The 26,228-nt window shown below is 73.4% G+C and carries 9 protein-coding genes and 1 pseudogene; 7 read left to right on the top strand and 3 right to left on the bottom strand.

What is annotated here, in order from left to right:
* The first annotated feature begins 386 nt into the window (after window positions 1-386).
* The 5 genes and pseudogenes from ACOTKD_RS01100 to ACOTKD_RS01080 all read left to right on the top strand — a co-directional run bounded on the left by ACOTKD_RS01100 (window position 387) and on the right by ACOTKD_RS01080 (window position 5,675).
* Window positions 387-935: a hypothetical protein gene (locus ACOTKD_RS01100; protein WP_424886891.1), complete on the top strand. Its 549-nt coding sequence runs from the start codon at window positions 387-389 to the stop codon at window positions 933-935.
* Window positions 881-1,534 (top strand): annotated as a pseudogene (locus ACOTKD_RS01095) (FAD-dependent monooxygenase); the annotation flags it as partial. The gene ACOTKD_RS01100 and the pseudogene ACOTKD_RS01095, both read left to right, overlap by 55 nt.
* Window positions 1,535-2,696: 1,162 nt before the next feature.
* The gene (locus tag ACOTKD_RS01090) at window positions 2,697-3,581 is read left to right on the top strand and encodes a lysozyme (RefSeq protein WP_424886890.1); all 885 of its coding nucleotides are present in this window, start codon (window positions 2,697-2,699) and stop codon (window positions 3,579-3,581) included.
* A gap of 224 nt (window positions 3,582-3,805) precedes the next feature.
* Entirely contained in the window at window positions 3,806-4,669 is an 864-nt protein-coding gene (locus ACOTKD_RS01085) for a DMT family transporter (RefSeq protein WP_424886889.1), read from the top strand.
* 409 nt (window positions 4,670-5,078) lie between these two features.
* Window positions 5,079-5,675 carry a hypothetical protein gene (locus tag ACOTKD_RS01080; RefSeq protein WP_424886888.1) on the top strand — a complete coding sequence of 199 codons (597 nt, stop codon included), beginning with the start codon at window positions 5,079-5,081 and terminating at the stop codon, window positions 5,673-5,675.
* 128 nt (window positions 5,676-5,803) lie between these two features.
* Here ACOTKD_RS01080 and ACOTKD_RS01075 read toward each other — a convergent pair whose 3' ends face one another.
* Window positions 5,804-6,436 (bottom strand): hypothetical protein, encoded by a 633-nt coding sequence (locus ACOTKD_RS01075; RefSeq protein WP_424886887.1) that lies wholly within the window; start codon window positions 6,434-6,436, stop codon window positions 5,804-5,806.
* Window positions 6,433-8,793, bottom strand: coding sequence for an MMPL family transporter (locus ACOTKD_RS01070; RefSeq protein ID WP_424886886.1), 2,361 nt, complete (start codon window positions 8,791-8,793; stop codon window positions 6,433-6,435). The genes ACOTKD_RS01075 and ACOTKD_RS01070 overlap by 4 nt, the downstream gene beginning before the upstream one ends.
* 318 nt (window positions 8,794-9,111) lie before the next feature.
* On the opposite strand from ACOTKD_RS01070, the gene ACOTKD_RS01065 reads away from it, so the two are divergent.
* Together ACOTKD_RS01065 and ACOTKD_RS01060 are read left to right on the top strand one after the other, a co-directional pair.
* Window positions 9,112-16,578 carry an SDR family NAD(P)-dependent oxidoreductase gene (locus tag ACOTKD_RS01065; RefSeq protein ID WP_424886885.1) on the top strand — a complete coding sequence of 2,489 codons (7,467 nt, stop codon included), beginning with the start codon at window positions 9,112-9,114 and terminating at the stop codon, window positions 16,576-16,578.
* Between the two features lie 11 nt (window positions 16,579-16,589).
* Entirely contained in the window at window positions 16,590-18,290 is a 1,701-nt protein-coding gene (locus tag ACOTKD_RS01060) for a CocE/NonD family hydrolase (RefSeq protein WP_424886884.1), read from the top strand.
* A gap of 22 nt (window positions 18,291-18,312) precedes the next feature.
* Here ACOTKD_RS01060 and ACOTKD_RS01055 read toward each other — a convergent pair whose 3' ends face one another.
* Window positions 18,313-25,989 carry an SDR family NAD(P)-dependent oxidoreductase gene (locus ACOTKD_RS01055; RefSeq protein ID WP_424887353.1) on the bottom strand — a complete coding sequence of 2,559 codons (7,677 nt, stop codon included), beginning with the start codon at window positions 25,987-25,989 and terminating at the stop codon, window positions 18,313-18,315.
* Window positions 25,990-26,228: the final 239 nt, after the last annotated feature.

The raw sequence follows: 26,228 nt of genomic DNA, 5'->3' as shown, positions 1-26,228 counted from the left end.
AGAGCCTTCCGTAGGGGGAACGTACCGAGGAAGGCCCGGCAGGAACGAGTAGCCCGATGAACGAGGGGACCGGACGGGCAGGATCGCATCGCCGACCGGTACGGTCGTTCAAACGTTTGAGGTTAACACGCGGTGGCAGTCCGACCCGGCGTCGCGATGCTGATCGCTCTGCCTCCGCCGGCTGCATCTGCGGCCCCGGGGCGGGAGCGCCTGCACCGGATGTCGATCCCGCTGCGGTGTGCTCGTCGCGTCGTCCGGCGGACCTGCCGCTTCGAGGGCCGTCTCAACGGCTCTGCCGGCCATTTCCGGGGAGCGGGCGCCGGCCGCCGGTGGGCTGGCGGCCGATGCCGGAAACCCGCCAGCGCTCCCTGCCTTTTCCAGCGCCCGTGACGCCATCGGCGGAGATGCCTCGTGGCGCGGCCTGGATCCCGCACGGCTACCACCTGGACGCCCACTCCCACACCCACGGTCAGCTGGTGTACGCCGCCGCCGGAGCCTTCGCCACCACGACCGAACGCGGGACCTGGATCGCCCCGGCGAACCGGGTGACGTGGACGCCGCCCGGATTCGGCCACTCCCATCGCTTCTCCGGCCGAACCGACGTCCGCCTGCTCGGCATCCCCCTCGACATGTGCGACGAACTCACCGCGTACCCCGGCGTGTTCGAGGTGAGCCCGCAGCTGAGGGAGGCGCTCCTGGCATGGACCGACCGGCCGGAGTTCCGCCCCGGGGCCGACCGGCGGCTGCTCACGGTGGTGGTCGATGAGCTTGCCGAGGCTCCCGAACCGTCCCTGCACCTGCCCGAACCGCGCGACGACCGGCTGCGAGCCGTCACCGCCCTCCTGCACGCCGATCCCGGCCGGACCGCGACCCTGGCCGCGTCCCCGCCGGCGCGCTCACCCGTCACTCCCATGAGTACGCGTACGCCTGGCTGAGCGTCCTGGCCGACGTGCCGGCCGATCCCGCAGCCATGGCGATACACTCCCGCGGCCTGGCCGGGCTGATCCCCCGCGGCGCGAACGCCGGCCGGCTCCACCTCCAGTGCTCGACCGGCGACACCCTCGCGCAATGGCTGGACGAGCGCATCTGGAGCGAACTCGAAGCCCGCTTCGGCACCCCCGTCCCGACCGGCCCGATCGTCGACAAGCGGATCGTGCCGTTGCGGAGCGTGGTGTACAGCCCCATGAGCCACGGCAGGTTGTACCTGCTCGGAGACGCGGCGCACATCGTCCCTCCGATGAGCGCGAAAGGGATCAACCTCGCCCTCCACGACACCGACGTGTTCGCCCGCGCCGTCATCCGCCGGATCCGGGAGAGCGATTCGACCCTGCTCGATCACTACTCGGAGACTTGTCTGCGCCACGTCTGGAACTACCAGGCGTTCGCGGTCTGGATCACCGAGATGATGCACAACGCCGGAGACGCCTCCTACGAAGGGGAGTTCCGCAAGCGGATCGCCCGAGCGGAACTGGAGCGTGCGTTCACCTCGCCGACGGCGAAACGCCTGTTCGGCGAGCTCACCGCGGGTGTGAACCAGCCTGCCGCATCAGGCAACGCTCATCGCCCTGCTGACGCGCTCGCGCAGGCGCTGACCGGCGGCGTGGTTGTTCCGCCGGATGATGTGGCGGCGGATCGTTACGGGCCCTGGGGCCGGAGCTACGGCCTGCTCCGTCGACGGCAGCGGGACGGCACCTGGCACAGGGGCCTCACCAGGCTCCGGTCCCTGGCCGGTGCGGAGGGGGTGGTCACGTGGGAGCTGGGCGTTGACTCCACGGCGCGCCGTGCCCATCGGCCTGCACCTGGCCGTCAAGCAGGGCCGGAAGCGCACGTCGATCGTGGCGAAGGCCGGGCAGCACAGCGACTTGCGAGCACCACGCGGTCGAGTGCGGGATCGACCGTCTCGAGAGGCACCGCGCCGTCGCCACGCGGCTGTGGTTCCACCCTGCGTCCGATCCCCGCGTCCCGGTTCGCGACGTCCCACCACGTCATGAGCGCGTACAGCAGACTTGCCCACCCGTGGGCGGCGCCGGTGTGGTGGAGAGCCGCGCCTTCGCCCCGTAGGGCATGGTGGAGCACATGATCGGCGAACGAGTCGGCGCGGCCTGTTCTTCAGCTCATCGAGGAGGGACGCCGTGGCCTCACCCCGGTGCTCAAGTTCTCGCACGCTCTTCACAAGGTCGCAACATCTCCCGCGAGTCCCACGAGCTTTTGGAAGCCTCGCCGAGCGGCTGCTGAAGGTGATCGCGTGATGCGCGCGCGAGGATCTCGACGATGCGCGTGCCCCACGGGTCATCCGGCTGCCTGTCACCTCGTGCGCTGCCGGGGCCCAGGTGTGAGCGTGGTGCAGTACACCGAAAAGCCGAATGCCGGAGGAGGTGACCGCCGTGGCCGGACCGGTCTGGTCGGGGGTTCTCACATCCGGCCTGGTCAGCGAGTCGGTGAGCCTGTACGGCGCCGTGGACGGGCACACGAGCCTCCAAGGGAGGCATAAGCGGCCGTTCCCCCATGAACCGCGACCGGCTGATCAAGGCCTTGACGAAGAAGAGCGGCAAGTGCGAGGCACCGTGACCCACCGGCCCCGGGCCTCTCCCACGGGCTGCGTCCACTCCCGCAGCTGGACAGATCACGTGGTCATACCCATGCGATGACCGTTGAATCCCCTCACCCTCCCCCCACCATGGCCTCGGAGGCACCTCATGCCCGAGCACCACCCCGGCCCGGGCCGCCCGCATCCCCCCACAGCGGTGGCCATCCTCCTCTCCCTGCTGACCGTACTCACCCTGCTCGTCACTCTCCCCGGAACCGCCGCCGCGGTCGAAGGAGACAAGAGCCGTCCGGCCCACCCCGAACAGGACTGGATGGGCTCGACCATTCGCGCCCACGAGGGCGAACGCGACCTGTCCGCCAAGGACCCCTCGCGGCGCGACCGCTCCCTGCCGGGCTCCGCGCTGAGCGGCTCGGTCGATGGTGTGGACGTCAGCAGCCACAACGGCAACGTCTCCTGGTCCAAGCTCTGGCGCAAGGGCGTCAGGTTCGCCTACGCCAAGGCGACCGAGGGCACCAGCTACACCAACCCCAACTTCGCCCAGCAGTACAACGGCCCGTACGACGTGGGCATGATCCGGGGCGCGTACCACTTCGCGCTGCCGGGCAACTCCAGCGGCGGCGCACAGGCCGACTACTTCGTCCACCACGGCGGCGGCTGGACGGACGACGGCTGGACGCTGCCGGGCGTGCTCGACATGGAGTACAACCCCTACGGCAGTGCCTGCTACGGGCTGAGCAAGGGCCGGATGATCGACTGGATCGAGGACTTCCTCGACGCCTACCGGGACCACACCGGGCGTGACGCGGCGATCTACACCTCGACCGCGTGGTGGAAGAAGTGCACCGGCAACCACGGCGGATTCGGCCGGTACAACCCGCTGTGGGTGCCGCACTACGGCTCCTCCTCCGGCGAGCTTCCGAACGGCTGGGAGTTCTACACCTTCTGGCAGCACACGAGCACCGGACCCACCGTCGGTGACCACGACCGTTTCAACGGCTCCTACAACAGGCTCGAGGCGCTCGCCTACGGCTGACCGGGGCCGCGGCATGAACGACGGCGGACCCCGTACATCGGCGCCGGGGGCCCGCCGTAAGTTCTCCGGGGTTCATCCGAATCGCACCCGGGCGGCATCTGCCTGCCCACGGGGCCCGGGGAGTCTGCCCACGGGGCGCGGGGCACGCGCGCCTTCTTCCCGCGCCGCGCAACCCGTGTGATCGTCATGGCCAGTGCCCGAAGCGACGATGCAGGGAGCCGCCCGTGTCAGCCGTGCTCTCCGTGGTGTTCGCCCTGCTGGCGGCCGCCGGCAACGCTTCGGGGACGGTGCTGCAGAGAATCGCCGCGGTGACGGTGCCGCACGGGGACGCTTTCAGCGTCCGTCTGGTCGGGCACCTCCTGCGGCGCCCCGTGTGGCTCGCCGGCATCGCCGTGATCGTCGGCGCCGCGGCCTGCCAGGCGCTGGCCCTGAACCTCGGCTCCTTGTCCCTCGTGCAGCCCATCCTGGTGATTGAGCTCCCGTTCACCCTCCTCATCGCCGCCGCCCATTCCCGCCGGCCGCTCCCGGCCGCGGGCTGGGCGGCCTCGGTCATGGTCGCCGGGGGACTCGGCCTCGCTCTCGCAGCGGCGGCTCCCTCCGGCGGGCACAGCCAGGTCGCCGGCGGCCTGTGGGCCCTGACCCTGGCATGCACGACAGGGGCCATGGCCGTTTGTGTCCTGGCCGCACTGCCCCGACCCCGCGGACGGCTCCGTGCCGCCCTGTTCGGCTCCGCCTCGGCCATCGGCTACGCCCTCACCGCCGCCCTCATGACTGCCGCCACCGATGTCTTCGCCCGGGACGGCGGCGCGGCCTTCCTCACTGCCTGGCAGTTCTACGGCTTCGTCGCCGGCGGCGCCTGCGCGCTCTTCCTCCTGGCCAATGCCATGGAGTCCGGCCCGCTGATCGCCTCCCAGCCCGCCCTCACCCTGGGCGAGGCCCTGGTCAGCCTCGCCCTCGGCATGCTCGTCTACGGGGAACGGGCCCGCACCGGGTGGTGGCTGCTACCGGAGGCCGTGGGGGCGGTACTGGTCACGTGGGGCGTCCTCATCCTGCCCCGGGTCGATACGGAGACCCCGCGCAAGCTCTGACCCGTCCGCGGGCGATCCGGCACCGATCCTGTCCGGCCCCCTAGAAGATCTTTTCGGCCCACCATTCGAGGCCGGCGATCGCCGCGGCCCCGCAGGCGTACGCGGCACCGCGTACAACGCTGAACACGGCGGTTCGAGCCAGACGGCGGAGGGTGGTCTGCGTCGATCTCCTGTGCATGGCGGCTCCTCACGATTCGGCTGCTGTGCTGTGCTCGTGACCACCTTCGGCGCGGCAGTACCCGGGGCCGATGGAGCGGGCCGGCACGGGCTGTGACAGGCAAGAAGTCGCCATGGTGTGACGCAAGTTGAGGTCACGTGAGAACATCGCTGAACGCAGTTGAACGGACGCGGATGGAGGTGCACGGTGGGGCGGGCCGGACGTCTGAGCAAGCCGGACATTCCGCACAGGATGCACCGGGCGCTGAACGACGCCCTGCACGAGCTCCACCTGGTGGCCAAGTGCCCCTCGCTGACGACGATGGTGAAGGGGCTCAAGAACGTGCCGGGGGCTTCCCGGACCACGATCTACAACGCGTTCTCCAGCAAGCGACTGCCCATGTCCGGCGTGGTGGACGCGCTGGTCGTCTACCTGGCCGAGCGGGTGCGGAACGTCTCCTCGGCACAGGTCGATGCCGTGTCCAACCACTTCGACAACCTCTGGTACCTGGCCGAAGCCGAAGCCCGCTCTCACGCCGCCTCGGCACCCGCTCCGCCACGCTCCCAGCCCGAGGAATCGGCAGCAGAGGCCGTGGTCTTGAGCATCCCGGCGCTCGATACGCCGCGGCAGCGCCTCGCTCTGGAGCCGGTCAGGCTGCGGTCGCGCCTCGACTCCCTCCGGGAGGCGTTCGGTGACGCGGAGGTCGACGAGGCCGTGATCGCCGGCGTGGCCGAGGCGATCTCGGCCCTTCCGGGACAGCATGGCGACCGCGCCGGGGCCGCGTCGGCACTGCGGGCGACCGGCGCGACCGGCGTCCACGGCGACGTCCAGGCCGCCGCCGAGTCATAGGCGCGTCCTGCTTCGAGAAGACCGTCCACTCGATGGGGCCCTCCCCGGACGCCACCGCCCAGTGCGCATTGGCGAACGTTCCGCCGAACTGGTTTCAGTCCTCGCGCAGTGCCACCGGCAAGCCCGTCTCAGCGCAGGAACGCCACCGTCCCCCTGCCGTGGAGCGCGCGCAGCCCGCCCAGCACGCAGCCGCTGACATCACTGGTGGGTGTGGCGCTCCCGGAGACGCGCGCGCCCGCCAGCGTGCCCCGGGCGACGGTTCCCGCCAGCAGGGCATCGCCGGGGTTGTAACTGGTGATGTGGTGGAGGGACGGCTTCAGGGTCGAGGAGCCGATGGTGCGCCCGCCCGCGCCGTACCAGGTGACCAGGCCCTGACCGGCGACGGCCTGTGCCCCGGTGCAGACGGCCTGGGCGCTGCCGTGGAAGGTGAAGAGGCCCGAGCGCACGCCCGCCACGGACCTGTCGTGCGCCGCACAGTCGGTCAGCGCCATCGCGCCGCTCACGGTGACCGTGCGCGGGATCTGGCTCAGGGGAGGGGTGAAGGTCACCGGGTGATCCCGAAGGGTGCTGACGGCGCAGGTCAAGGCGGCCGGCCGCTGGTGCTGTTCGGGCAGGCGGGCCCGGGGGCCGGCGCCGTCCGCGGACTGTGTGGTCAGCAGCAGGTGGGCCGTGGCCACGACCGCGGCGGTGGCGACCGCCACCGGCGTACGCCAGGGCCTGCGGGTGAGACCGGTGAGACCGGCCGGAACGCGAAAGGTCATCCTTGCTCCTCTGTGAGTGCCCCTGTCCGTGACGCGTGGTTCGTGCGGGGAGAGACGAGGGGGAAGGCCGCGGAGTCCGGGAACACGTGCGCTCCGGTGCGTCTCGGGGCGGGGAGCAGGCGTGTCAGCCCGTGCGGGAGCCACCAGTTGCGGTGGCCGAGCAGCCGCATGAGGGAGGGCACCAGGACGATGCGGATGACGGTGACGTCGATGGCGATGGCGGCGGCGACGGTCAGGCCCATCTGCTGGAAGTCCTGGCGGTGGGTGGTGAGCAGGCCTGCGAACGTGACCACCATGACCGCTGCGGCGAGCGTGATGGTCCGCGCCGTGTGCTGCAACCCGTGGGCGACTGCACGGGCGTTGTCGCCGCTGCGGTGGTAGTGCTCGGCGATGCGGTGGACGAGGAAGACCTCGTAGTCCATGGACAGGCCGAAGACCAGGGCGAAGGCCAGCAGCGGGATCAGGACGTTGACCCCGCCGCCTGCGATCCCGTCCCCTGCCGTCCCGCTCCCCGTGCCCCCGCCCCCCGCCGGCGTCCCTCCGGACACCAGGGTGAGCACACCGAACGCGGCGCCGACGGCCAGGACGTTCATGGCGATCGCTTTGAGGGGGATCAGTACGCTCCGGAAGACGACCAGGAGCAGGACGAACGAGGCGGCCAGGACGATTCCGATCACCTGCCACAGGCCGGTGACCGCCGCGCTCTTGAGATCGGCGAGCGCGGCGGTGGGCCCGGCGACGAGCACGCGCTGCCCCGCGGGGAGCAGCCGCGGCGCGAGCCGGTGGATGTCGTTCAGCAGGGAGGTGGAGGCCGTGCTGTCGGGGGCGTTGCGTTCCCCGACCGCGAGCACGGTGAGGTCCTTGCCGTTGTCCAGCGCGCTGGCCAGAGCGACGCGTGGGTCGGCGTGCAGTGCGGTGGCCAGGGCCGTGGTGTCCACGGGGGGAGCACCCGGCGGGTGGGGGAGGGCGAGGACGGTCACGCTGGCCAGGTGGTCGTGCTCCATCCGGAGCAGGCCCTGGCCCGTCGTGGTGTGCGCGAGGGCCGTGCGGTCGTAGTGCAGTCCCAGGCGGATGCCCAGGACGGGGGTGGCGGCCAGGACCAGCACGGTGAGGGCCGAGAGGAGGTAGGGCCACGGCCGTCGCATCAGATGCAGCGTCCAGCGGGTCCACCACCCGTCCGTGCCGGTCCGCGCCTCCGCACCGGTCGTCTTCGCTCCCGTCCCGGGATGCGCCGGCGGCCCGGCCGTTCCCCGTACCCCGGGCTTCGGCGCATGCGAGGGCCCGTTCCGCCGCCGCAGACGGCCCCGGTCCAGCCAGGGGTCGAGGCGCGGCAGCAGGGCGGGCAGCAAGGTCAGTGCGGCGCAGAGCGTGATGCCGGTGGCGATCATCGCGCCGAGGGCCAGCAGGCGCACGTTCCGCGCCGGAATGATCAGAAGGGCCGCGCTGGTGGTCACGACCACCAGCGCGCACCAGGAGACGGTGGTGCCTGCCGTGGCGGTGGCACGGGCGGTCGCTTCGAGAGGAGTCCGGCCGCGCGAGCGGGCCTGCCGGTAGCGCAGCAGGATCAGCAGGGCGTAGTCGAGCCCGAGACCCAGGCCGACGCTCGACGCCAGGGTCAGCATCGTCGTGTCGACCTGTGTCACCAGGCTCATCGCCATCAGCGCGCCCGTGCTCACCAGGATGGTCGACACGGCGACCACGAGGGGCACCACGGCGGCCCCCAGCGACCCGAGGCCGAAGGCGAGGAGCAGCACGGCCGTGGGTACGGTGACGATCTCCACGAACCGCAGGTCCCGCACATCGGCGTGGATCAGTTCGGCCAGTACGGGCGTGAGTCCCACGACGGCCACGGTGACGCGGCCGCCGGACGCTTCGCGTGCCGTGCGGTAGGCCACGTCCTGCACGTGCGGAAGCCGCCGCTGGCGCACGGATTCGTCCCCCGTGACACCGATGGACACATAGACGTGATGGGAGTTCTGCCCGGTGACCGTGGGCACCGGCAACACCGTGCCCACCCCTGCCCGGTCGACGAGCGCGCGGGCGGTCGAGGACACCGCCTTTTGATAGGCGGGGTCGGTGCTCTGCCACCGCGGTGAGTCGAAGGCCAGCATCATCTGCTCGGAGCCCAGCCGCGGAAATCCCCGGGTAATCAATTCGGCGGCCCGCAGGGCGGGGGAATCCCCCATGGCGGTGGACGGAATGCTCAGCCGGCCCAGCTGCAGGGGCAGAAGAACGGCCGACGCCGCGATGAGCGCGACCCATACCCACATCACCAGCCGGCCGTGCCGGGCGGCCGTGGCGCCGATCCGCCCCGTCGGGCCGTATTCCCTCGCCGTGGTGTTCGTGGAGGCTGGCATGTGCTTCACCGTTCAGACGTCGGGCAGCAGCACCGGGTATCCCGTATCCGGTTTCCGGTTTCTTCGTATGACGCGCGGCTGGCGCGTGGCTGATGTGCGGTTGATGCACGGTTGATGCGGGGTCACCGGGCCCGCGCGTCGCCCGGATTGCCGTCCGTGAAACACAGGACAGAATGGCACGCCGAATCGGGATGAGTTGATCCGAAACGCTCACGCTTCTGAATCGTTGACTTCTCTACGAGAGTGAGCCGGGATAACCCGATTTACCTCCGGGCGCTCTCCGGACATCTCATGCGCACCCTCGGCGAGGAGTTTTCCATGACGCACTTCGACACGTCCGGCGCCATCGCCGTAGTGGGCGCCGCATGCCGGCTGCCGGGCGGGATCACCAATTTGGACGGGTTGTGGTCCGCGCTCACCGAAGGGCGGGACCTGGTCGCGGAACTCCCTGCCGACCGGTTCGATCCGGGCCGGTGGTTCGACCCGGTGCCCTGGCGTCCGGCGAAGACCTACACCCTCGCGGGCGGATTCCTCGACGACATCCACGGGTTCGACGCCGCCTACTTCGGAATGTCGCCCCGTGAAGCATCCCGCACGGACCCCCAGCAACGGATCTTCCTGGAAATGGCGGTGGAGGCCCTGGACGACGCGGGCATCGCGGCCGCGTCGCTCGCCGGATCCGGCACCGCCGTCTACGCAGGCGTCTCCAGCCCGTCCTTCGCGGTGCTGCAGGGGCTGGAGGAGCGGTCCACCGACGCCTACACCATGACGGGTGGTGCCACGTCGAACGTCGCCAACCGCGTCTCGCACTTCCTGGACCTGCGCGGCCCCAGCCTCGCGGTGGACACGGCCTGTTCCTCGGCCCTCGTCGCCCTGCACCACGCCTGCGAGTCACTGCGCACCGGCCGGTGCGACACGGCCCTGGCCGGCGGTGTTCACGCCCTGCTGAGCCCCTTCGAGTACGTCGGGTTCGCCAAGGCGTCGATGCTCTCTCCCACCGGGCGCTGCCGCACGTTCTCCGCCGCGGCGGACGGGTACGCGCGGGCGGAGGGCGGAGGCCTGGTGGTCCTCAAGGGGCTGTCCCGCGCCGTGGCGGACGGCGACCGGGTGCACGCGGTCATCCTGGGGAGCGGCGTCAACACCGACGGCCGCACCCCCGGCCTGGCACAGCCCAGTGCGGACGCCCAGGAAGCGCTGCTGCGCGAGGTGTACGAGCGGGCGCGCGTCGACGCCGACGACGTCGCCTATCTGGAGCTGCACGGCACCGGCACCCCCATCGGGGATCCCGCGGAGTGCCGGGCCGTCGGGCGGGCCCTGGGCACCCGGCGCGCTCCGGGCCGGCCGCTGCCCGTGGGATCGGTCAAGAGCAACATGGGCCACCTGGAACCCGCATCGGGCATGGCGGGACTGTTCAAGGCCATGCTGGTCCTCCGGCACGGCCGGGTCCCGGCGAACCTGCACGCTCTCCCGCTCAACCCCGCGATCGACTTCGACGGACTGCAGCTGGCCCCCGCCACCGAGCACCGTGTGCTGGAGCAGCCCCCCAGCGGACGGGCCGTGGCCGGCGTGAACTCCTTCGGCTTCGGCGGCGCCAACGCGCACGTCATCGTCACCACGCTGCCCGGACAGCGCGAAGGCGGGCAGGAGACCGTACGCGAACGGGAAGGCGCGCGGGAGACCGTACGCGAAGGCGCGCAGGAGACCGCAACCGTACGGGAAGGGGTGCAGGACGGCGTACGGGAAGACGCGCCGGCTACGAGCCCCCTGCCGGTCGTCGTGTCCGCCCGTACCCCCGAAGCGGCCGCCGCCGCGGCCGAGCGCATGGCACAGCGGCTCGACACCTGCACGGACCGGGACTTCTACGACCTGGCCTACACCGCCGCCTGCCGGCGCGGCCACCACGCCCACCGCGCGGCCGTCCTGGCCGGCACCCCCGCCGAGGCGGCATCCCTGCTGCGCGGCCTGGTGACCGGAGAGCAGCACTTCGCCGGCGCCACGGCGACCGCCGCCGAGCGGGGGAGCGTCGCGCTGGCCTTCTCCGGCAACGGCGCGCAATGGGCGGGCATGGGCGCGGACCTGCTGGCGGCCGAGCCCGTCTTCCGGGCCGCGGTGGCCGAGGCGGACGACGCGCTGCGCCCGCTCCTCGGCTGGTCCGTGGGGGAGGAACTGGCCCGGGGAGGGCCGCCCGACCGCACGGACGTCGCCCAGCCGCTGATGTTCGCCGTGCAGGTGGGGCTGGTCGAGCTGCTGCGGGCGTGCGGCGTCCGTCCGGCCGGAGTCGTCGGGCACAGCTCCGGCGAGATGGCGGCGGCCTGGGCCGCGGGCGTGCTCGAACTGGACGACGCGGCGCAGGTGGTGGTGGAGCGCTCGCGCGCACAGCAGTCGACGGCCGGCGACTGGGGCATGGCGGCGGTCGGCGCGGACGAGCGCAGCGCCGGGCGGCTGCTGGAGCCGTACGCCGGGCGGCTGGAGATCGCGGGGGTCAACACCGCGCGGGACGTGACCGTCAGCGGCGACAAGACCGCCCTGGCCGAGCTGGGGCGGGAACTGACGCAGCAGGGGATCTTCTTCCAGGACCTGGGCCTGGACTACGCCTTCCACAGCCATGCCATGGACGGGCTCGCGGACCGGCTGGTGACGGCCCTGGCCGGGGTCAAGGCGCACCGGGCGCACACCCCGTACGCGTCGGCCACCACGGGCACCGTGCTGACCGGCACCGAGATGGACGCCGACTACTGGTGGCAGAACCTGCGCAGGACCGTGCAGTTCGCGCCGGCCGTCGCCCACCTGAGGGACGGGGGGTGGGAGGTCTTCGTCGTGGTCGCCCCCCCCCCCGTGCTCCGCGGCTACCTCCGGCGGCGGGGGGCCGGCCCCCGGCCCACCGTCGTGCCCACCCTGAGCCGGCAGGCCCCCGGCCCGTCCGCGATGCGCGCCGCCCTCAGCCACCTGGTGGCGGCGGGGACCGGCACGGAGGCGTCCTTCTTCCCCCGGCCCGGCCGGGTGGTGGACCTGCCGGCCTACCCCTGGGAGCGCGAGCGCCACTGGAACGGCGAACCCGGCGCCTGGGCCCGCCGCTGCGGCGACGGCTCCGCCGACCATCCGCTGCTGGGCGAGCGCGCGGACCTGGCCGACCCCTCCTGGCACGGCCTCTTCGACCCCGCACGCGCCCCCTGGCTCGAAGGCCACCGCATCGCCGGCGCCGTGCTCATGCCCGCGACGGGCTTCACGGAGATGGCGCTGGCAGCCGGGCGGCGGGCCTGGGACAGCGCCGTGGAGGTCACCGACCTCACCATCCCCCGTGCGCTGGTCCTGCCGTTCGAGAACGACCGCGAGCTGCGGATCCAGACGACGCTGTCGGCGGACGACGGCCTGATCCGCATCGCCGGCCGCGGCGAGGGCGGCGACGCCTGGCAGGAGCACGCGCGCGGACGCGTCCGCCGGCTCCTCGAACCCCGCCCGGAACCGGTCGACATCGGCCGCGTCGCCGCCCGCCTGCCGGACCGGTGGACCGCCGAGGAGTTCTACCGGATGATCGAACGCGTCGGCGTCTCCTACGGCCCCGACTTCCTGGTGCTCGGCGAGGACCTGCACATCGGCCCGGACGAGTCCCTGACCCGCTACACCACCCGCGCCGACCTGTCCGGCTACGAGGCGCACCCCGCCCTGCTGGACGGAGCGGTCCAGACCGGCCTCGTCCTGCTGGAGGACCTGGCCGTCCAGGGCGAGCCCTGCCTGCCCGCGTCCCTCGACCGCGTACGCGCCTGGCGGCCGCTGCCCGCCGAAGGACACTTCCACGCCCGCCTCCGGGCCCGCTCCGCGCGCGAATCGCTCCTCGACCTCACCGTCCTCGACCCCGACGGCCAGGTCTGCCTGTCCCTGGAAGGCGTGCGGCTGCGCCGCTTCGACCGGCCGGGGGCCACCGGCGCCCGGCACCACCTCACCGTCATGAGGGCGGCCTGCCGCCCCGGCCAGGACCTCGGCCCCAGCCCGCTGCCCGGCCCCGCCGCCGTCGCCGACGCGTGCCGCGACCTCCTGCACGATGCGGACGGGACCGCCCATGTCTTCGACGCGGCCAGGGAACTGACGGCGCACTTCGGGGCGGCCGCCGTCGAGGGCCTGCTTCCCGGACCCGGTGCCTTCACCAAGACCGAGCTCCTCGACGCGGGCGTGATCGCCCCCTGCGCGAAGCTGCTCGACACGCTGCTGGACACGGCGTGCGCCCACGGCCTGGCCGCGCCCGTGGCGTCACCGGGCACCGAGGAAGACCGGTGGCGCATCGTGCGCACCCCGGCCCCGCAGGAACGCGTCCGCGAACTCGGCCGCCGTCACCCCGGCCTCGCCGTGGAGATCGCCCTGCTCGGCACGTGCGGCTCACGGCTGCCCGACGTGCTGCGCGGGCGCCTCGACGCCGCGGACGTCCTCCACACGGCGACCCACCGGCCGCTGCTGGAAGAACTCCACGCCGGGGGAGGCATGGTGCGCTTCGGGCTCCAGGCCCTGCGCGCGGCCCTGGAGAGCGTCGTCGCCGGCTGGCCCGCCGACCGGCCGCTGCGCGTCCTGGAGGTCGGCGCCGGCAGCGGCGGCACCACCGCGTCCCTCTTGCCCCTCCTCCCGCCCGACCGCACGCAGTACGTCTGCACCGACGTCTCCGACACCTTCTTCCCCCGCGCCCAACGGCACTTCCGCCCCCACGACTTCGTCACCTACCGGACGCTGGACCTCGACCAGGACCCCCTGGAGCAAGGACTGCCCGAAGCCGGCTTCGACCTCGTGATCGCCGGACACGCCCTGCACACCGCGAGCGACCTGCGCCGCTCACTCGCCCACCTCGGCACGCTCCTCGCCGACGACGGCCACCTCCTCGCGACCGAGACCCACGACCCCGCCGCATGGGCCCTGCTCTACGGCCTCCTGCCCGGCTTCTGGACCCGCCACGACACCGGCCTGCGCCCCTCGGGACCACTGCTGGCCCCCGGCGCGTGGAAGAAGGTCCTTTCGGAAGCCGGATACGCCCACCCCCTCACCATCGGACACGGCGACTCCTTCCTGCTCCTCGCCCAGCGGCCGCACCGCCCCCAACCGGCCCCCGCAGCCGTGCCCGCCCAGCCGTCCGGCTCCTGGATCGTCGCCGCCGAATCCGACGGCGACCCGCTCGCCGACGCCCTCGCCTCGCAGCTCGGGGCCCGCCGTGCCGCGCCCGCCACGGAACCGGCCCACTGGTCGGCCCTGCTCGACGAGCACCCCGGTGACCTCGGGGTCGTCCTGCTCCTCGACGCCGAAGGCCCCGGCACAGACGGCACGGAACCCGCCCCCCTGGACACCGGCCGTGCCGTGCACCGTCTCGCGGCGCTGCGCGCCCTGGTCACCTCCGCCGCCCGGCGCAGCGACATCGCCCTGTGGCTGGCCACACCCCCGACCGGAGCCCTGCCGGCCCCCGAACGCCCCCTCGCCCCGCAGGCCGCGACGCTGTGGGGAGCGGCCCGCTGCATCGGCAGCGAACACCCGCAACTGGCCGTACGCCGCATCTCCCTCGAACGCGGCGGCAACCCCGAGGCGGACGCCGCCCGCCTGGCCGCGGAACTCGCCGACCCCACCACCGAGGACGAGATCCTGCTCACCCCCTCCGGACGCTTCGTGCCCCGGATCCACGCCCGCCCCGCCCTCACCACCACCGCACCCGCACCCCGGGGAACCTCCTTCGCCCTGCGGCTGCGCGCACCGGGCCGCCACTACCGCCTGGCCTGGGTTCCCGCCCGGGCGCCCCGGCCCGGACCGGACGAGGTACTCGTCTCCGTACGGGCCGCCGCGCTCAACTACCGGGACGTCCTGCAGTCCCTCGACCTCATCCCGCTGAGCACCCCGCGCGCCGGCGAGGCGCGCGGCAAGGAGCCGGGCCTCGGCCTGGAGTGCGCGGGTGTGGTCACGGCCGTCGGATCCCGCGTCACCCGGTTCGCGGTCGGGGACCGCGTCTTCGGCTTCGGCGCCGACATGCTGGCCTCGCACGCCACCGTCCAGGAACACCTCACCGGCCGCATGCCCGACGGCATGGACTTCTGCCAGGCCGCCACGCTGCCCGGCGTCTACCTCACCGTCCACCACAGCCTGCACCGCCTCGCCCGCCTCGAACCCGGCGAGACCGTCCTCGTGCACGGCGCGGCCGGCGGCGTCGGCCTGGCCACCCTGCAGTACGCCGCCCACGCCGGCGCCCACGTCATCGCCACCGCCGGCACCCCCGCCAAGCGGGACCTGCTCCGCCTGCTCGGCGTCCGGCACGTCCTGGACTCGCGGTCCCTGGACTTCGCCCACCAGGTGAAGGACCTCACCGGCGGCCGGGGAGTCGACGTCGTCCTCAACTCGCTCGCCGGCGAGGCCATCAGCCGCGGACTGGAATCCCTGCGCAGCGGCGGCCGCTTCATCGAGCTCGGCAAACGCGACCTCTACGGCAACACCCCGCTGCTGCTGCGACCCTTCCTCAACAACCTCACGCTGTCGGCGGTCGGCGACATCCACGAACTCCTCACCCAGCACCCGGAGATCGCCGCAGTCGAGGGCCCGGAGATCGCGCGGCGGGTGCGCGAGGGCGTCTACGGGCCCATCCTGCACCACGTCTACCCCGCCGACCGGATCACCGACGCCTTCGAGACCCTCCAGCACTCACGCCACATCGGCAAGGTCGTCATCTCCCTGGAGTCCGCCCCGCAGGTCGAGCAGCAGCCCGAGCCGCCCGCGCTGGACCCGGAGGCGACCTACCTCGTCACCGGCGGCCTGGCCGGCTTCGGCGCGGCCACGGCCCAGTGGCTGGCCCGGCACGGAGCACGCCGTCTGGCACTGACCGGCCGGCGCGGGGCCGGCACCCCCGAGGCGCCCGCACTCCTCGACACACTGCACCGGCAGGGCGTGCACGTCACCACGCACGCCGCGGACGCCGCCGACGCCGATGCGATGCGCGCGGTCCTGGCCGAGGCCGACACCCGCGAACACCCCTTGCGCGGCGTCGTCCACGCGGCGGCGGTCTACGACGACGGACCCCTGATGGACCTCACCGACGAGAGCCTGCGCCACGTCCTGGCCCCCAAGGCGGCGGGCGCGTCCGTACTGGACGAGCTGACCCGCGACCGCGACCTCACCCTGTTCCTGCTGCACTCCTCCGTCACCGGGCTCACCGGCAACCTCCATCAGAGCAACTACGCGGCCGCCAACGTCTACCTGGAAGCCCTGGCCAGAGCCCGCCGCCGGGCCGGGCGGCCGGCCCTGGCCGTCGGCTGGGGCGCGGTCGCCGACACCGGCCACGCCGCCCGCAACGACATGACCGCCTACCTCAGCACGATCGGCCTGCCCCCCGTACCGGCCGCCGAACTCCTCGAACCGCTGGGCACCCTCCTGACCCGGGGCGACGACGTGGCCGTCCTCGCCGACATCGACTGGGACCGGGCACGGCAACTGGTGCCGGCCGCCGCCCGCTTCAGCACCGTCCTGCCCGCGGACCACGGCACCTGCGACGGCGACGAGACCCTCGCCCGCCGGCTGGCCGAGGCCACCCCCGAGACCGCCCTCGCCCTGATCACCGACGTCCTCACCCACACCCTCGCCGACATCCTCCAGACGTCCCCCGACCGGCTGGCCCTCGACCGCTCCCTGACGGAGCTGGGCGTGGACTCCCTCATGGGCGCCGAACTCATGACGGCCCTCCAGAAGCGGCTCGGCTGCACCCTGCCCATGCTGGAGATCGTCAACAGCACCTCGGTCACCGACCTCGCCCGCCGCTGCCTGCACTGGCTGAAGTGAACGGTCCCGCCATGTCCTTCACCCGACGCCGCACCGCTGCCGCCACGGACCGGGGCGGTGACGCCGGCGGCCGCCGGGGCATCCCCGTGCCCATGGCGGACAACACCGTCCTCCCCACCGACCACTACCACCCCTCCAGGAGCGGCCCGGCCCCGACCGTCCTCGTCCGCTCACCCGTCGGACGCATCCCCATGGGCCTGATCTACGGCCAGTACTTCGCCCGCCGCGGCTTCCACGTCATCGTCCAGGAGACCCGCGACGTGGCCCACGGCTACTCCGTCCAGGACCCCGCGAGCGAACGGGAGGACGGGCTGTCCACGGTGGCCTGGCTGCGCGAACAGCCCTGGTTCGACGGCACCTTCGTCATGTACGGAGCCAGCGCCACGGGCTACGTGCAGTGGGCCCTGGCCCACGGCGTGCCCGAGTGCAAGGCCATGTCCGTGCAGATCTCCGCCTCCTCCCTCGCCGACGCCGTCTACCCCGGAGGAGCCTTCGCCCTGGAGTCGAGCCTCTACTGGTGCGCCAGCCGCGACCGCTCCCGCCTCCTGACACTGCCCCGCCGCGTACAGCGCGCCCTGGACTCCGGACGCCCCGTCCACGAACTCGACACCGTGGTCAGCGGCATGCCCATGCCCTTCTTCCAGGAACTCCTCGCGAACGGCGAACCCGGCAGCCCCCTGCGCGCCCGGCTCGACGCCCGCCACCACCTCGGCCGCACCACCCTGCCCGTCCACTTCCTGGCCGGCTGGCACGACGTCTTCCTCCCCGGCCAGCTCCGCGACTACCAGGCTCTGCGCGCCGCCGGCCACCGGCCCCACCTCACCATCGGCCCCTGGTACCACTGCGACCGGCGCCTGCTCCCCGTCGCCCTGCGCGAAGCCGCGGAATTCTTCCGCTCCCACCTCACCGGCGCCCCGCCCCTGCGCGGGCAGCCCGTACGGATCCACGTCACCGGGGCCAAGGAATGGCGCGAGTACCCCGACTGGCCACCACCCGGGACGTCGGCACGGCCCTGGTACCTGCACGCCGACGGGGGCCTGCGCCCCGTGCCGCCCGCGCACGGCGAGCCGCGCCGCTACCGCTACGACCCCGCCGATCCCACGCCCGTCCCGCGCGGACCGGTGATCTTCGGCGACTCCCGGCCCGAGGACTGCAGGCCGCTGGAGAAACGCGCCGACGTCCTCACCTACACCAGCGACCCGCTGCCCGCCCCCATGGAGCTCATCGGACCGGTGACGGCCGACATCCACCTGCGCTCCTCCCGGACCCACACCGACTGCGGAGTACGGATCTGCGACGTCCATCCCGACGGCGCTTCCATGAACGTCTGCGAAGGCATCCGCCGCGTCTCACCCGGCGCCGGCAGCCCCTGCGACGCGGACGGGGTGACGAAGGTGTCCGTCGACCTGTGGCCGACGGCACACCGGTTCCCCGCCGGGCACCGGCTGCGGGTCCACGTCTGCAGCGGCGGCCATCCCCGCGTCGCACGGCACACCGGAAGCGCCGCACTGCTGGACACCGGCGGGATCCTGCTGGCAGCCGAACAGGAGATCTTCCACGACGCGATCCGGCACTCCGTGATCCACCTCCCCGTCAGCCCCCTTCCCGGCGACGGAGCCCTGGCCCGCCCGGCCGGTGAAGAGGACGAAGGGGAGACGGAACCGGGGGAGTGGGCGCCGGACTTCCTCCGGCCGGAACCCGGGACCTGGTGAGCGGCCCCGGCCGCCGTCCGCGTCAGCCCCGGGGCCGGGGCACGGGAAGCGGCCGGTCCACGGGCGCCTCCGCCATCCGGCGCAGCAGCGTCGTGCCGATGCTCCGGATCGACCCGTCGCTGTGCAGCAGGTCCATCGCGGCCAGTTCGCACGGGAACCGTCCGCGCAGCTCGGCCAGCAGCTCCATGTTCATCAGCGAATCGAGGCCGTACTCCTGGAGGGGCCTGGCCCGGTCGAGGCTGTCCACCGGCATGTGCAGGATGCCGGCGGTCGCGGTGGCGATGGCCTGCTCCAGACGCTCGGCCGCCTCGTCGGGACGGGTCGCCGCGAGCTGCACCAGGAGCTCGTCCAGCCGGTGATCCGCTTCCGCAGTGCCCGACGGCATCACCTGCCGGAAGCGGGGAGCGGTCAGCGACGGCATGATCATCGCCATGCGGGCCCAGTCGCACCGCCCGAAACCGGCCACCTCCGTACCCCAGGAGTGGAAGGTGTCGAGCGCCGCGCACGCCTCGCCGGGCGTGACCGGGCGCAGGCCGGCCTTCGCCAGCGCCGGATTGAGCCCGTGGCGGGCGGCGTAGCCCGTCTCACCGATGGCGCCCCACGCCACCGCACGGGCGGGTTCACCGGCCTGGAGCCGGGTGCGGGCCAGCGCTTCGAGGAAGAGGTTCCCGGCCGAGTAACCGGCCTGCTGGATGCTGCCCGCCCAGACGTTCAGGGAGGAGTAGGCGAGGAAGCCGGCGTCGCGCCCCCGGGTGAGACGGTCCAGGACCAGGGCGCCGCCCAGCTTCGGGGCCAGGACCGCACGGATGCGCTCGTCGTCGAGCCCGGTCAGCTTGTCGTCCTCCAGGTGCATCGCCGCGTGGACCACCCCGCGCAGGGGCCGGCCGCCGGCGTCGAGATCCCGGACGAGCGCCCCCATGGCTCCGGCGTCGGTGACGTCGACGCCGTACGCGCCCGCGGTCACCCCCTGCGCGGCGAGGCGCGCCAGGAGCGCGGCGGCTCCCGGCGTCGCGCTGCCCCGGCGCCCGGTCAGCGCGAGGTGCCGGGCGCCGCGTTCGGCGAGCCAGAGCGCGGTGGAGGCCCCCAGCCCGCTGAGGCCGCCGGTGACGAGGTAGGTGCCCTCGGGGTCCAGGCGGTGCGGCTCGCAGGCGGGCCGCACCGGGACGGGTTCCCCGAAGGCGACCACGACCTTGCCGATGTGCCGCGAGTGCTGCATCGAACGGAAGGCCTCGTCGATGCGGTGGGCGGGGAAGACCTGGTGCAGCAGCGGCCGGTACTCGCCGCGCTCCGCCCGCCGTGCCACCGTGCCGAACGCGGCCGAGGCCGCCCCGGAGCCCGAGGCCGTCATCTGCGCGACGTCCACGACGAAGAAGGAGGTGTTCCCGGCCAGCGGGCGCAGCAGGGCACGGCGGTTGGCGTACACGTCCTGCTTGCCCAGTTCGACGAACCTCCCGCCCCGGGCGAGGACCTCCATGCCCCGGGCCATGGCCTGACCGCTGAGGGAATTGAGGACGACGTCGGCCCCGTGCCCGCCCGTCAGCTGCCGGACCCGGTCGGCGAAGTCCGCACCGCGCGAATCCAGGACGTGGTCGGCGCCGAGCACGCGCAGCAGGTCCCTCTTGGCGGGGGAACCGGCGGTGGCGACGACCCGCGCCCCGACGCGCCGGGCGTACTGCAGAGCGGCCAGCCCCACCCCTCCCGCCCCGCCGTGCACCAGCAGGAGCTCACCGCGGCGAAGCCGGGCCAGGTGTTCGAGACTGTGCTGGACGGTCAGGAAGACCGTCGGCAGGGTGACGGCCTCGGTGAAGGCCAGCCGCCCGGGGATCCGCCGCACCATCGAGGCGCGGGCACGGACGTGACCGGCGAAGGCCCCCGCCGCCGTCCCGAAGACCCGGTCACCGACCGAGAGACCCTCCACGTCCGGACCCACCGCGGTGACCACTCCCGCGCACTCCAGACCGAGGAGCTGCTCGGAGGGGACGGCGTCCTCGGCGACCGCGGGCAGCAGACCGGTGACGACCATCACGTCCCGGTAGTTCAGCGCCGCGGCCCGGACGGCGACCACGACCTCGCCTGCCTGCGGCCGGGGCACGGCAACCTCGTCCCAGTGGAGCCGGTAACCAAGTCCGAGGCCGGCCACCGACAGGCGGTAGCTGGAATCCGTACGGGCCGGGGACGGGACCACGGGTGCGGACGCCCGCACCACCCGGGGCACGAACCGGCCGCCGCGGGTGAGAGCGACCTCGTCCTCCCCGGGCGCCTGCGCGAGCAACTCCTCGGCCAGCCTGCGGGCGTCCCGCTCCGGCTGCGCACCGCGCTCCAGTGAGACGCGCCGCACGGGCAGGTGCGTCACTTCGTTGGCGAGGGACCGCGCGGCACCCCACGCAGCCGCCTGGCCGGGGCACGTGGCGCGCTCCGGGGACGGGAGGGCGCCGGTCGGGTGGGTGACGAGCGTCAGCTGCCGCAGCGCGCTTTGGCCGTGCCCGGGGCAGGCACGCGCGAGCTCCCGCAGGGTGGCGACCCGGCGCACCGCGAGGCCGACCGCGGCGCCGGGGTCGTCGGATGCGGCCCGGTCCTGCTGCTCGCTCAGGACGAGCACGGCGTCGGCCCCCGCAGGCCCGAGGGCGTGCAGGCCCTCGCGCACTTCTCCGGCGGTGACGGTGCGTACGGACCCGGGCGCGTCGGACAGCTGAGCGGCCAGGGAGGAGATCAGGGCCGGTTCGGAGCCGTCCTCGACGATCACGAGCCAGTGAGCGTTCGGCGTTCCTTGGAACGGCGTCTCCGGGATCGGCGTCTCCTGGACAGGTACCTCCTGGGCCGGTGTCTCCTGGCCCCGGATCCCGGCCGGTGCTCCGCCGTCCTCGCGCGGCGGACAAGCATCCCGGCGGGCCAGAAAGACGGAGAACCGGTCGCCTGCCGGGCTGTGCGCCGGTCCGGCCTGTGCAGGCGTGCCGAATCCGTTCGCCTGGAGGACGGCCGACCACTGGGAGCGGGACAGCAGTACGGAGCCGGTTCGCCGGCCGGGGCCCGCAGCGCGCCAGAAATCCGGCAGCATCGCGGTGCTGAGCGCGAAGGCCTCGGGGTCGTGGGCCTCCACGGCCAGCAGGCTCCCGCCGGGAGCGAGGAGCCGCGCCAGCCGCCGCACCCCGGCGGCCACGTCACGCGCCGCGTGGAGGGAATGCCCGGCAACGATCAGGTCGAAGCTCTCCGCCGGCATCCCCTGTGCGTTCCCGGCGGGGTCGTTCCCGGCGTGGTCGCAGAGGCCGGGGCCGTGGTCGAGGTCGAGGTCGAGGTCGAAGGTGCGGTAGTCGACGAAGTCGTACGCGGTGAAGCGCTCTTGTGCCGCGGAGAAGTGCGCCCCGGAAACGTCCGTATACACGTACTCCGTGCGCTCCGGCGGCAGCAGCGGCAGCAGCCGGGCGGTGAGTCCGCCGCCCCCGGCTCCCACTTCCAGCACCCGCAGCGGACCGTCCTCGGGCGCCGCCCGGACGAGGGACCTCACCACGGCCGCAGCGATCCGGTACTGCACCGCACAGGCCGGTTCGGTGTCGTGGAACTGCCGCATCAGCGGCGGGCCGTTGTCCTGGAACAGCAGCTCCGCGGGATCGCGGCGACCGGTCAGGACATCGGCGAGGTGCAGCCCGCCCCGGCCGTGGAGGGCCGCCGTGGCCGGGTAGGCCGGGTGCTCCCGCAGCACGTCCCGCAGGGCGCCCTTGAAGTCCCCCGGACGCAGCAACGTCCAGCGCCGGCCGCCGGACTCCTGGGCGCCGGACTCCTCCAGCAACCCGTACCGCTGTGCCATGCGCGCCAGCATGCCCACGTAGGAGCGGTAGCCGGGCAGGACGCCGGCGGCCGCCAGGTCGCCGAAGCCGAAGGCGACGGGCGACCGCTCCGGCAGGATCGCGGCGAAGGCCTCCGCGGCGCCGTGCGCCGCGGCACGGGCGAGCGCGTCCGTGCACTGCGCGTGCCGCCGGCCGTCCCAGGACCCGAGGATCGTGCCGATGTCCGGACGTGCCGCGGCCAGGACCGCCGGGGGAGGGGGCGCCGAGGCGGGCAGTGCGCGCCGCCCCGGCAGGGTCGCCGCCCGCATGACCGTGGCGTACTCCCGCGGGAGGTCGTCGTGCAGGGCCGAGCGGTGCAGGCGGCAGCCTTCCAGCTCGACCGAGACCCGGCCCCCGGCGTCCGTGACCGTGATGTCGCACACGACCTCGCGCGGCGTCCTGGAGCGCTCGCGGACGTGCACCAGACCGGCGGGGTCCGGCGTGCGCCACATCCGCAGCCGGCCGACGGCCGCCGGCAGATAGGTGTCCGTGGTCCCGGGCAGGAGGAAGATCCCGGCTTGCAGGGCGCCGTCGAGGAGCGCGGGGTGGACGACGTAGCCGCCGTACCCGCCGCGGGCGTCATACCCCTCGTCCGGTACCTCGTGGTGGTAGGAGGCCAGGATCTCGCCGTCGCCCACCCGCAGTTCACGCAGCACCCGGAACGCCGGCCCGTAGTCCAGCCCTCTGCGCTCCGCCGCCGCGTAGTGCTCGGACCCGGGAACCGCCCGGGCCGTACGCTCGCGCGTCCGCGCGACGTCCAGGGCGGGCGGCGCGGCCCCGGCGAGCCGGCGGGAGCGGCCGCGGGCGTGCAGCCGCCAACCGTCGGTGTCCGCGGCCCGGCTGGCCACCCGGAAGACGCCGTCCTCGTCCGACAGGGAGGTCTGCAGCCGGATGCCCTTCGCGTCCCAGTCCAGGGGAAGCATCCGGCTGATGTCCACGCAGTCGAGCTCGACGGCGTCGCCGAACACCTCGCGGCCGGCCGCCAGCGCCATCTCCAGATACGCGGCGGCGGGCATCACCGCGGCACCGCCCACGCGATGGCAGGCCAGCCAGGGGCACCGGGTCCGTTCGAGCGTGGTGTGCCAGGTGGGTTCGAGGACCGGGGCCCGCTCGCCCAGGAGCGGGTGGACGACGATGCCGTCACCGCTGGTACGGATCCAGTGCTCCGGCGTGCCGGACCAGTGCCGCTTCCGCTGCCAGGCGTAGGCAGGAAGGTCCACGACGCGTCCGGGCCGGGGGAACCACCGGCCCCAGTCCGTGCCCACGTCGGCGGCGGCCAGCCGGGCCACGGCCCGGCGCACCGCGTCGACGCCCCCGCACCCCCGGCCGAGCGTCGGCACGACGGGGAAGGCCCTTCCCCCGTACTCGGCGGCGATCCGCGCCAGCGCGCCGCGCAGGCTCGGCTGCGGCCCGATCTCGACGACCGCGCCGAGCCCGCCGCCCTCCTCGGCCATCCGGCGCACTGCCGCGTCGAACCGTACGGGGCGGCGCACGTTGTCCCACCAGTACGCTGCGCCGAGCTGTCCCCGCCGCACGCTCCGGGCGGTGACGGTGGAGTACATGGGCACCCGGGGCCCGGCCGACGACAGCCCCGCCAGCGCCTCACGCAGCGGCCCCTCGATCCCGTCCATGGCCGAACTGTGGAAGGCGTGGTCGACGTCCAGCTCGCGGAAGGGAATCCCCCGGCCGGCGAGGCGCTCACCCAGCTCGCGCAACGACCGCGTGTCCCCGGAGACCGTCACGTCCCGGCCGCTGTTGACGGCACCGATCTCCAGCAGCCCCGCGTACGGGGCGATCTCCTTCTCCGCCTCCTGCGGCGTCAGGGCCGCCACGGCCATCCGGCCCTTCCCGGCCGTGGCAGCCTGGGCCGTGCTCCGCTCGGCCACGACCCTGGCCGCGGCGGGCAGGTCCAGCGCCCCGCAGGCGTACGCGGCGGCCACCTCCCCCACGCTGTGCCCCACGACGGCCTGCGGCCGCACCCCGTAATGAGCCAGCAGGACCACCAGGCCGGTCTGGACGGCGAAGAGCGCGGGCTGGGCGTAGCGGGTGTCGGCCATCCGCGAGACGTGACCGGACTCCTGCGCCCCGGCCGCGAGCAGTCCGGCCACCGACCAGCCCAGCCGCGGCGTGAGATGGGCGTCCACTTCCTCGACGGCCGCCCGGAACACCGGCTCCGCGGCCATCAGGTCGGCGGCCATGCCGGGCCACTGGCTCCCGTTGCCGGAGAACACGAAGGCCACGCGGCCACCGTCCACCGCCCCGTCCGGCGCGCGCAGTTCCCCTTCGTGCAGTGCCGGCTCCGTCAGCTGCCGGGCCGCATCCTCCGGCGTACCGGCCAGCACAGCGGCACGGTACGGGTGCCGCGCCCGCCGCCTGCAGGCCGTCCAGCACAGGTCGTAGAAATCCTCCGAGGAGACGGCGGCGAGCCGGTCCGCCAGAGCGCGGGCGGTCTCCGCCAGTGCCCGCCGGCTGCGCGCGCTGATCACGAGCGGCAGAAGACCCGGCATCCGGTCCGGCAGCAGATCCGGCCGGGCACGGTCCGCACGGTCCGGCGGCGGAACCGGCGCGGGAGCCCCTGCGAGCACCACATGCGCGTTGGCGCCGCCGAACCCGAAGCTGTTCACCCCCACGAAACCCCCGCAGCGGGCCACCGGGCGCATCGCGCCGACCGGTTCGAGATTCAGCCCCCGGAAATCGATCGCCGGGTTGGGCGGAACACTGTGCAAAGTGGCGGGAATCCGGCCGTGCCGCAGCACGAGCATGGCCTTGAACAGGCCGGCCATGCCGGAAGCGGGCTCGGAATGCCCGAGATTGGACTTCACCGACCCGATGGGAAGCGGACCGCTGCTGCGCCGCGCGGCCACGGCCTGCCCGATGGCCAGGCACTCCAGCGGGTCACCGACAGGGGTCCCCGTACCGTGCGCCTCGAAGTACACCAGGTCGTCCGCACCCGCACCGGCCCGCGCGTGCACGTCCGCCAGCAACTGCCGTTGCATTTCCGCACTCGGCACCGGCAGGTGCGGCGTCCGCCCGTCGGCGTTCGTACCGCTCGCCGCGATGACGGCGTGCACACGGTCCCCGTCGGCCAGCGCGTCCGACAGCCGCTTGAGCAGGACGACGCCACCGCCCTCGGAGCGCACGTACCCGTCCGCCGCGGCGGAGAAGGCGGCGCAACGCCCGCGCGGCGAGAGCATGCTCGCGCGGGAGAACCCCACATAAGCCTGCGGACTGATCAGCAGGCTGACCCCGCCCGCCACCGCCACCCGGCTGCGCCCCGCACGCAGCCCCTCGCACGCCTGATGCACCGCGACGAGGGACGACGAGCACGCGGTGTCCACCGCCATGCTCGGCCCGCGCAGGTCGAAGGCGTACGACAGCCGGTTCGCGGCGATCGAGGCCGCCCCGCCCGTCATCGTGTGCGGATCGATGTCCTCGGACCGGAGCATCTGCAGCACCCCGTACGACGTGTCGGCCACCCCGACGAACACCGCCGTGTCGGAACCGGCCAGCCCCGCCGGGTCGATGCCCGCGTCATCGAACGCCTCGGCCGTCATCTCCAGCAGCAACCGCTGCTGCGGATCCATGCGCTGGGCCTCACGCGGAGAGATCCCGAAGTACTCCGCGTCGAAATCCGTCACATTATCGAGATATCCGCCGGCGAAGGTGTAACTCTTCCCGGGAAACGCCGGATCCGGGTCGAAAAACCGCCCCACGTCGAACCGCCCGTCAGGCGGCGCAGCCGACACCAGATCCCGCCCGCCGGCCAGCGCATCCCACAATCCGCCCAGATCGCGGATCCCACCCGGCAGACGGCAGGCGGCCCCCACGACGGCAATCGCGCCGGAAGGCAGGGACGGCACGGCCGGCACGGACGGCATGGTGCAACGGTCACCCACGGCAACTCCTCTTGACGACCGCCCATCGTGGCACTCGAGACCCGCCGGATGTCCTCGGCCGGCGTGCGCGGCGCCCGGTGCCTCCCCATCGCCACCCGAAGGGACGAAAGAAACGGGGTATTCCCCTCGGCCTGTCAGTGAGCCGCGGGCTGCTCACCCGTCGAGACAGCAGTCACGGCGCGAGCCGCTGCGGTGATGACGGCAACGGCGATGTGCCCGAG

Origin of the sequence: Streptomyces sp. XH2 (assembly GCF_049725035.1) — a bacterium.
Classification (GTDB): domain Bacteria; phylum Actinomycetota; class Actinomycetes; order Streptomycetales; family Streptomycetaceae; genus Streptomyces; species Streptomyces roseoverticillatus.
Note: the sequence above shows the minus strand (reverse complement) of the source record. Positions and strands in the feature narration are given on the sequence as shown.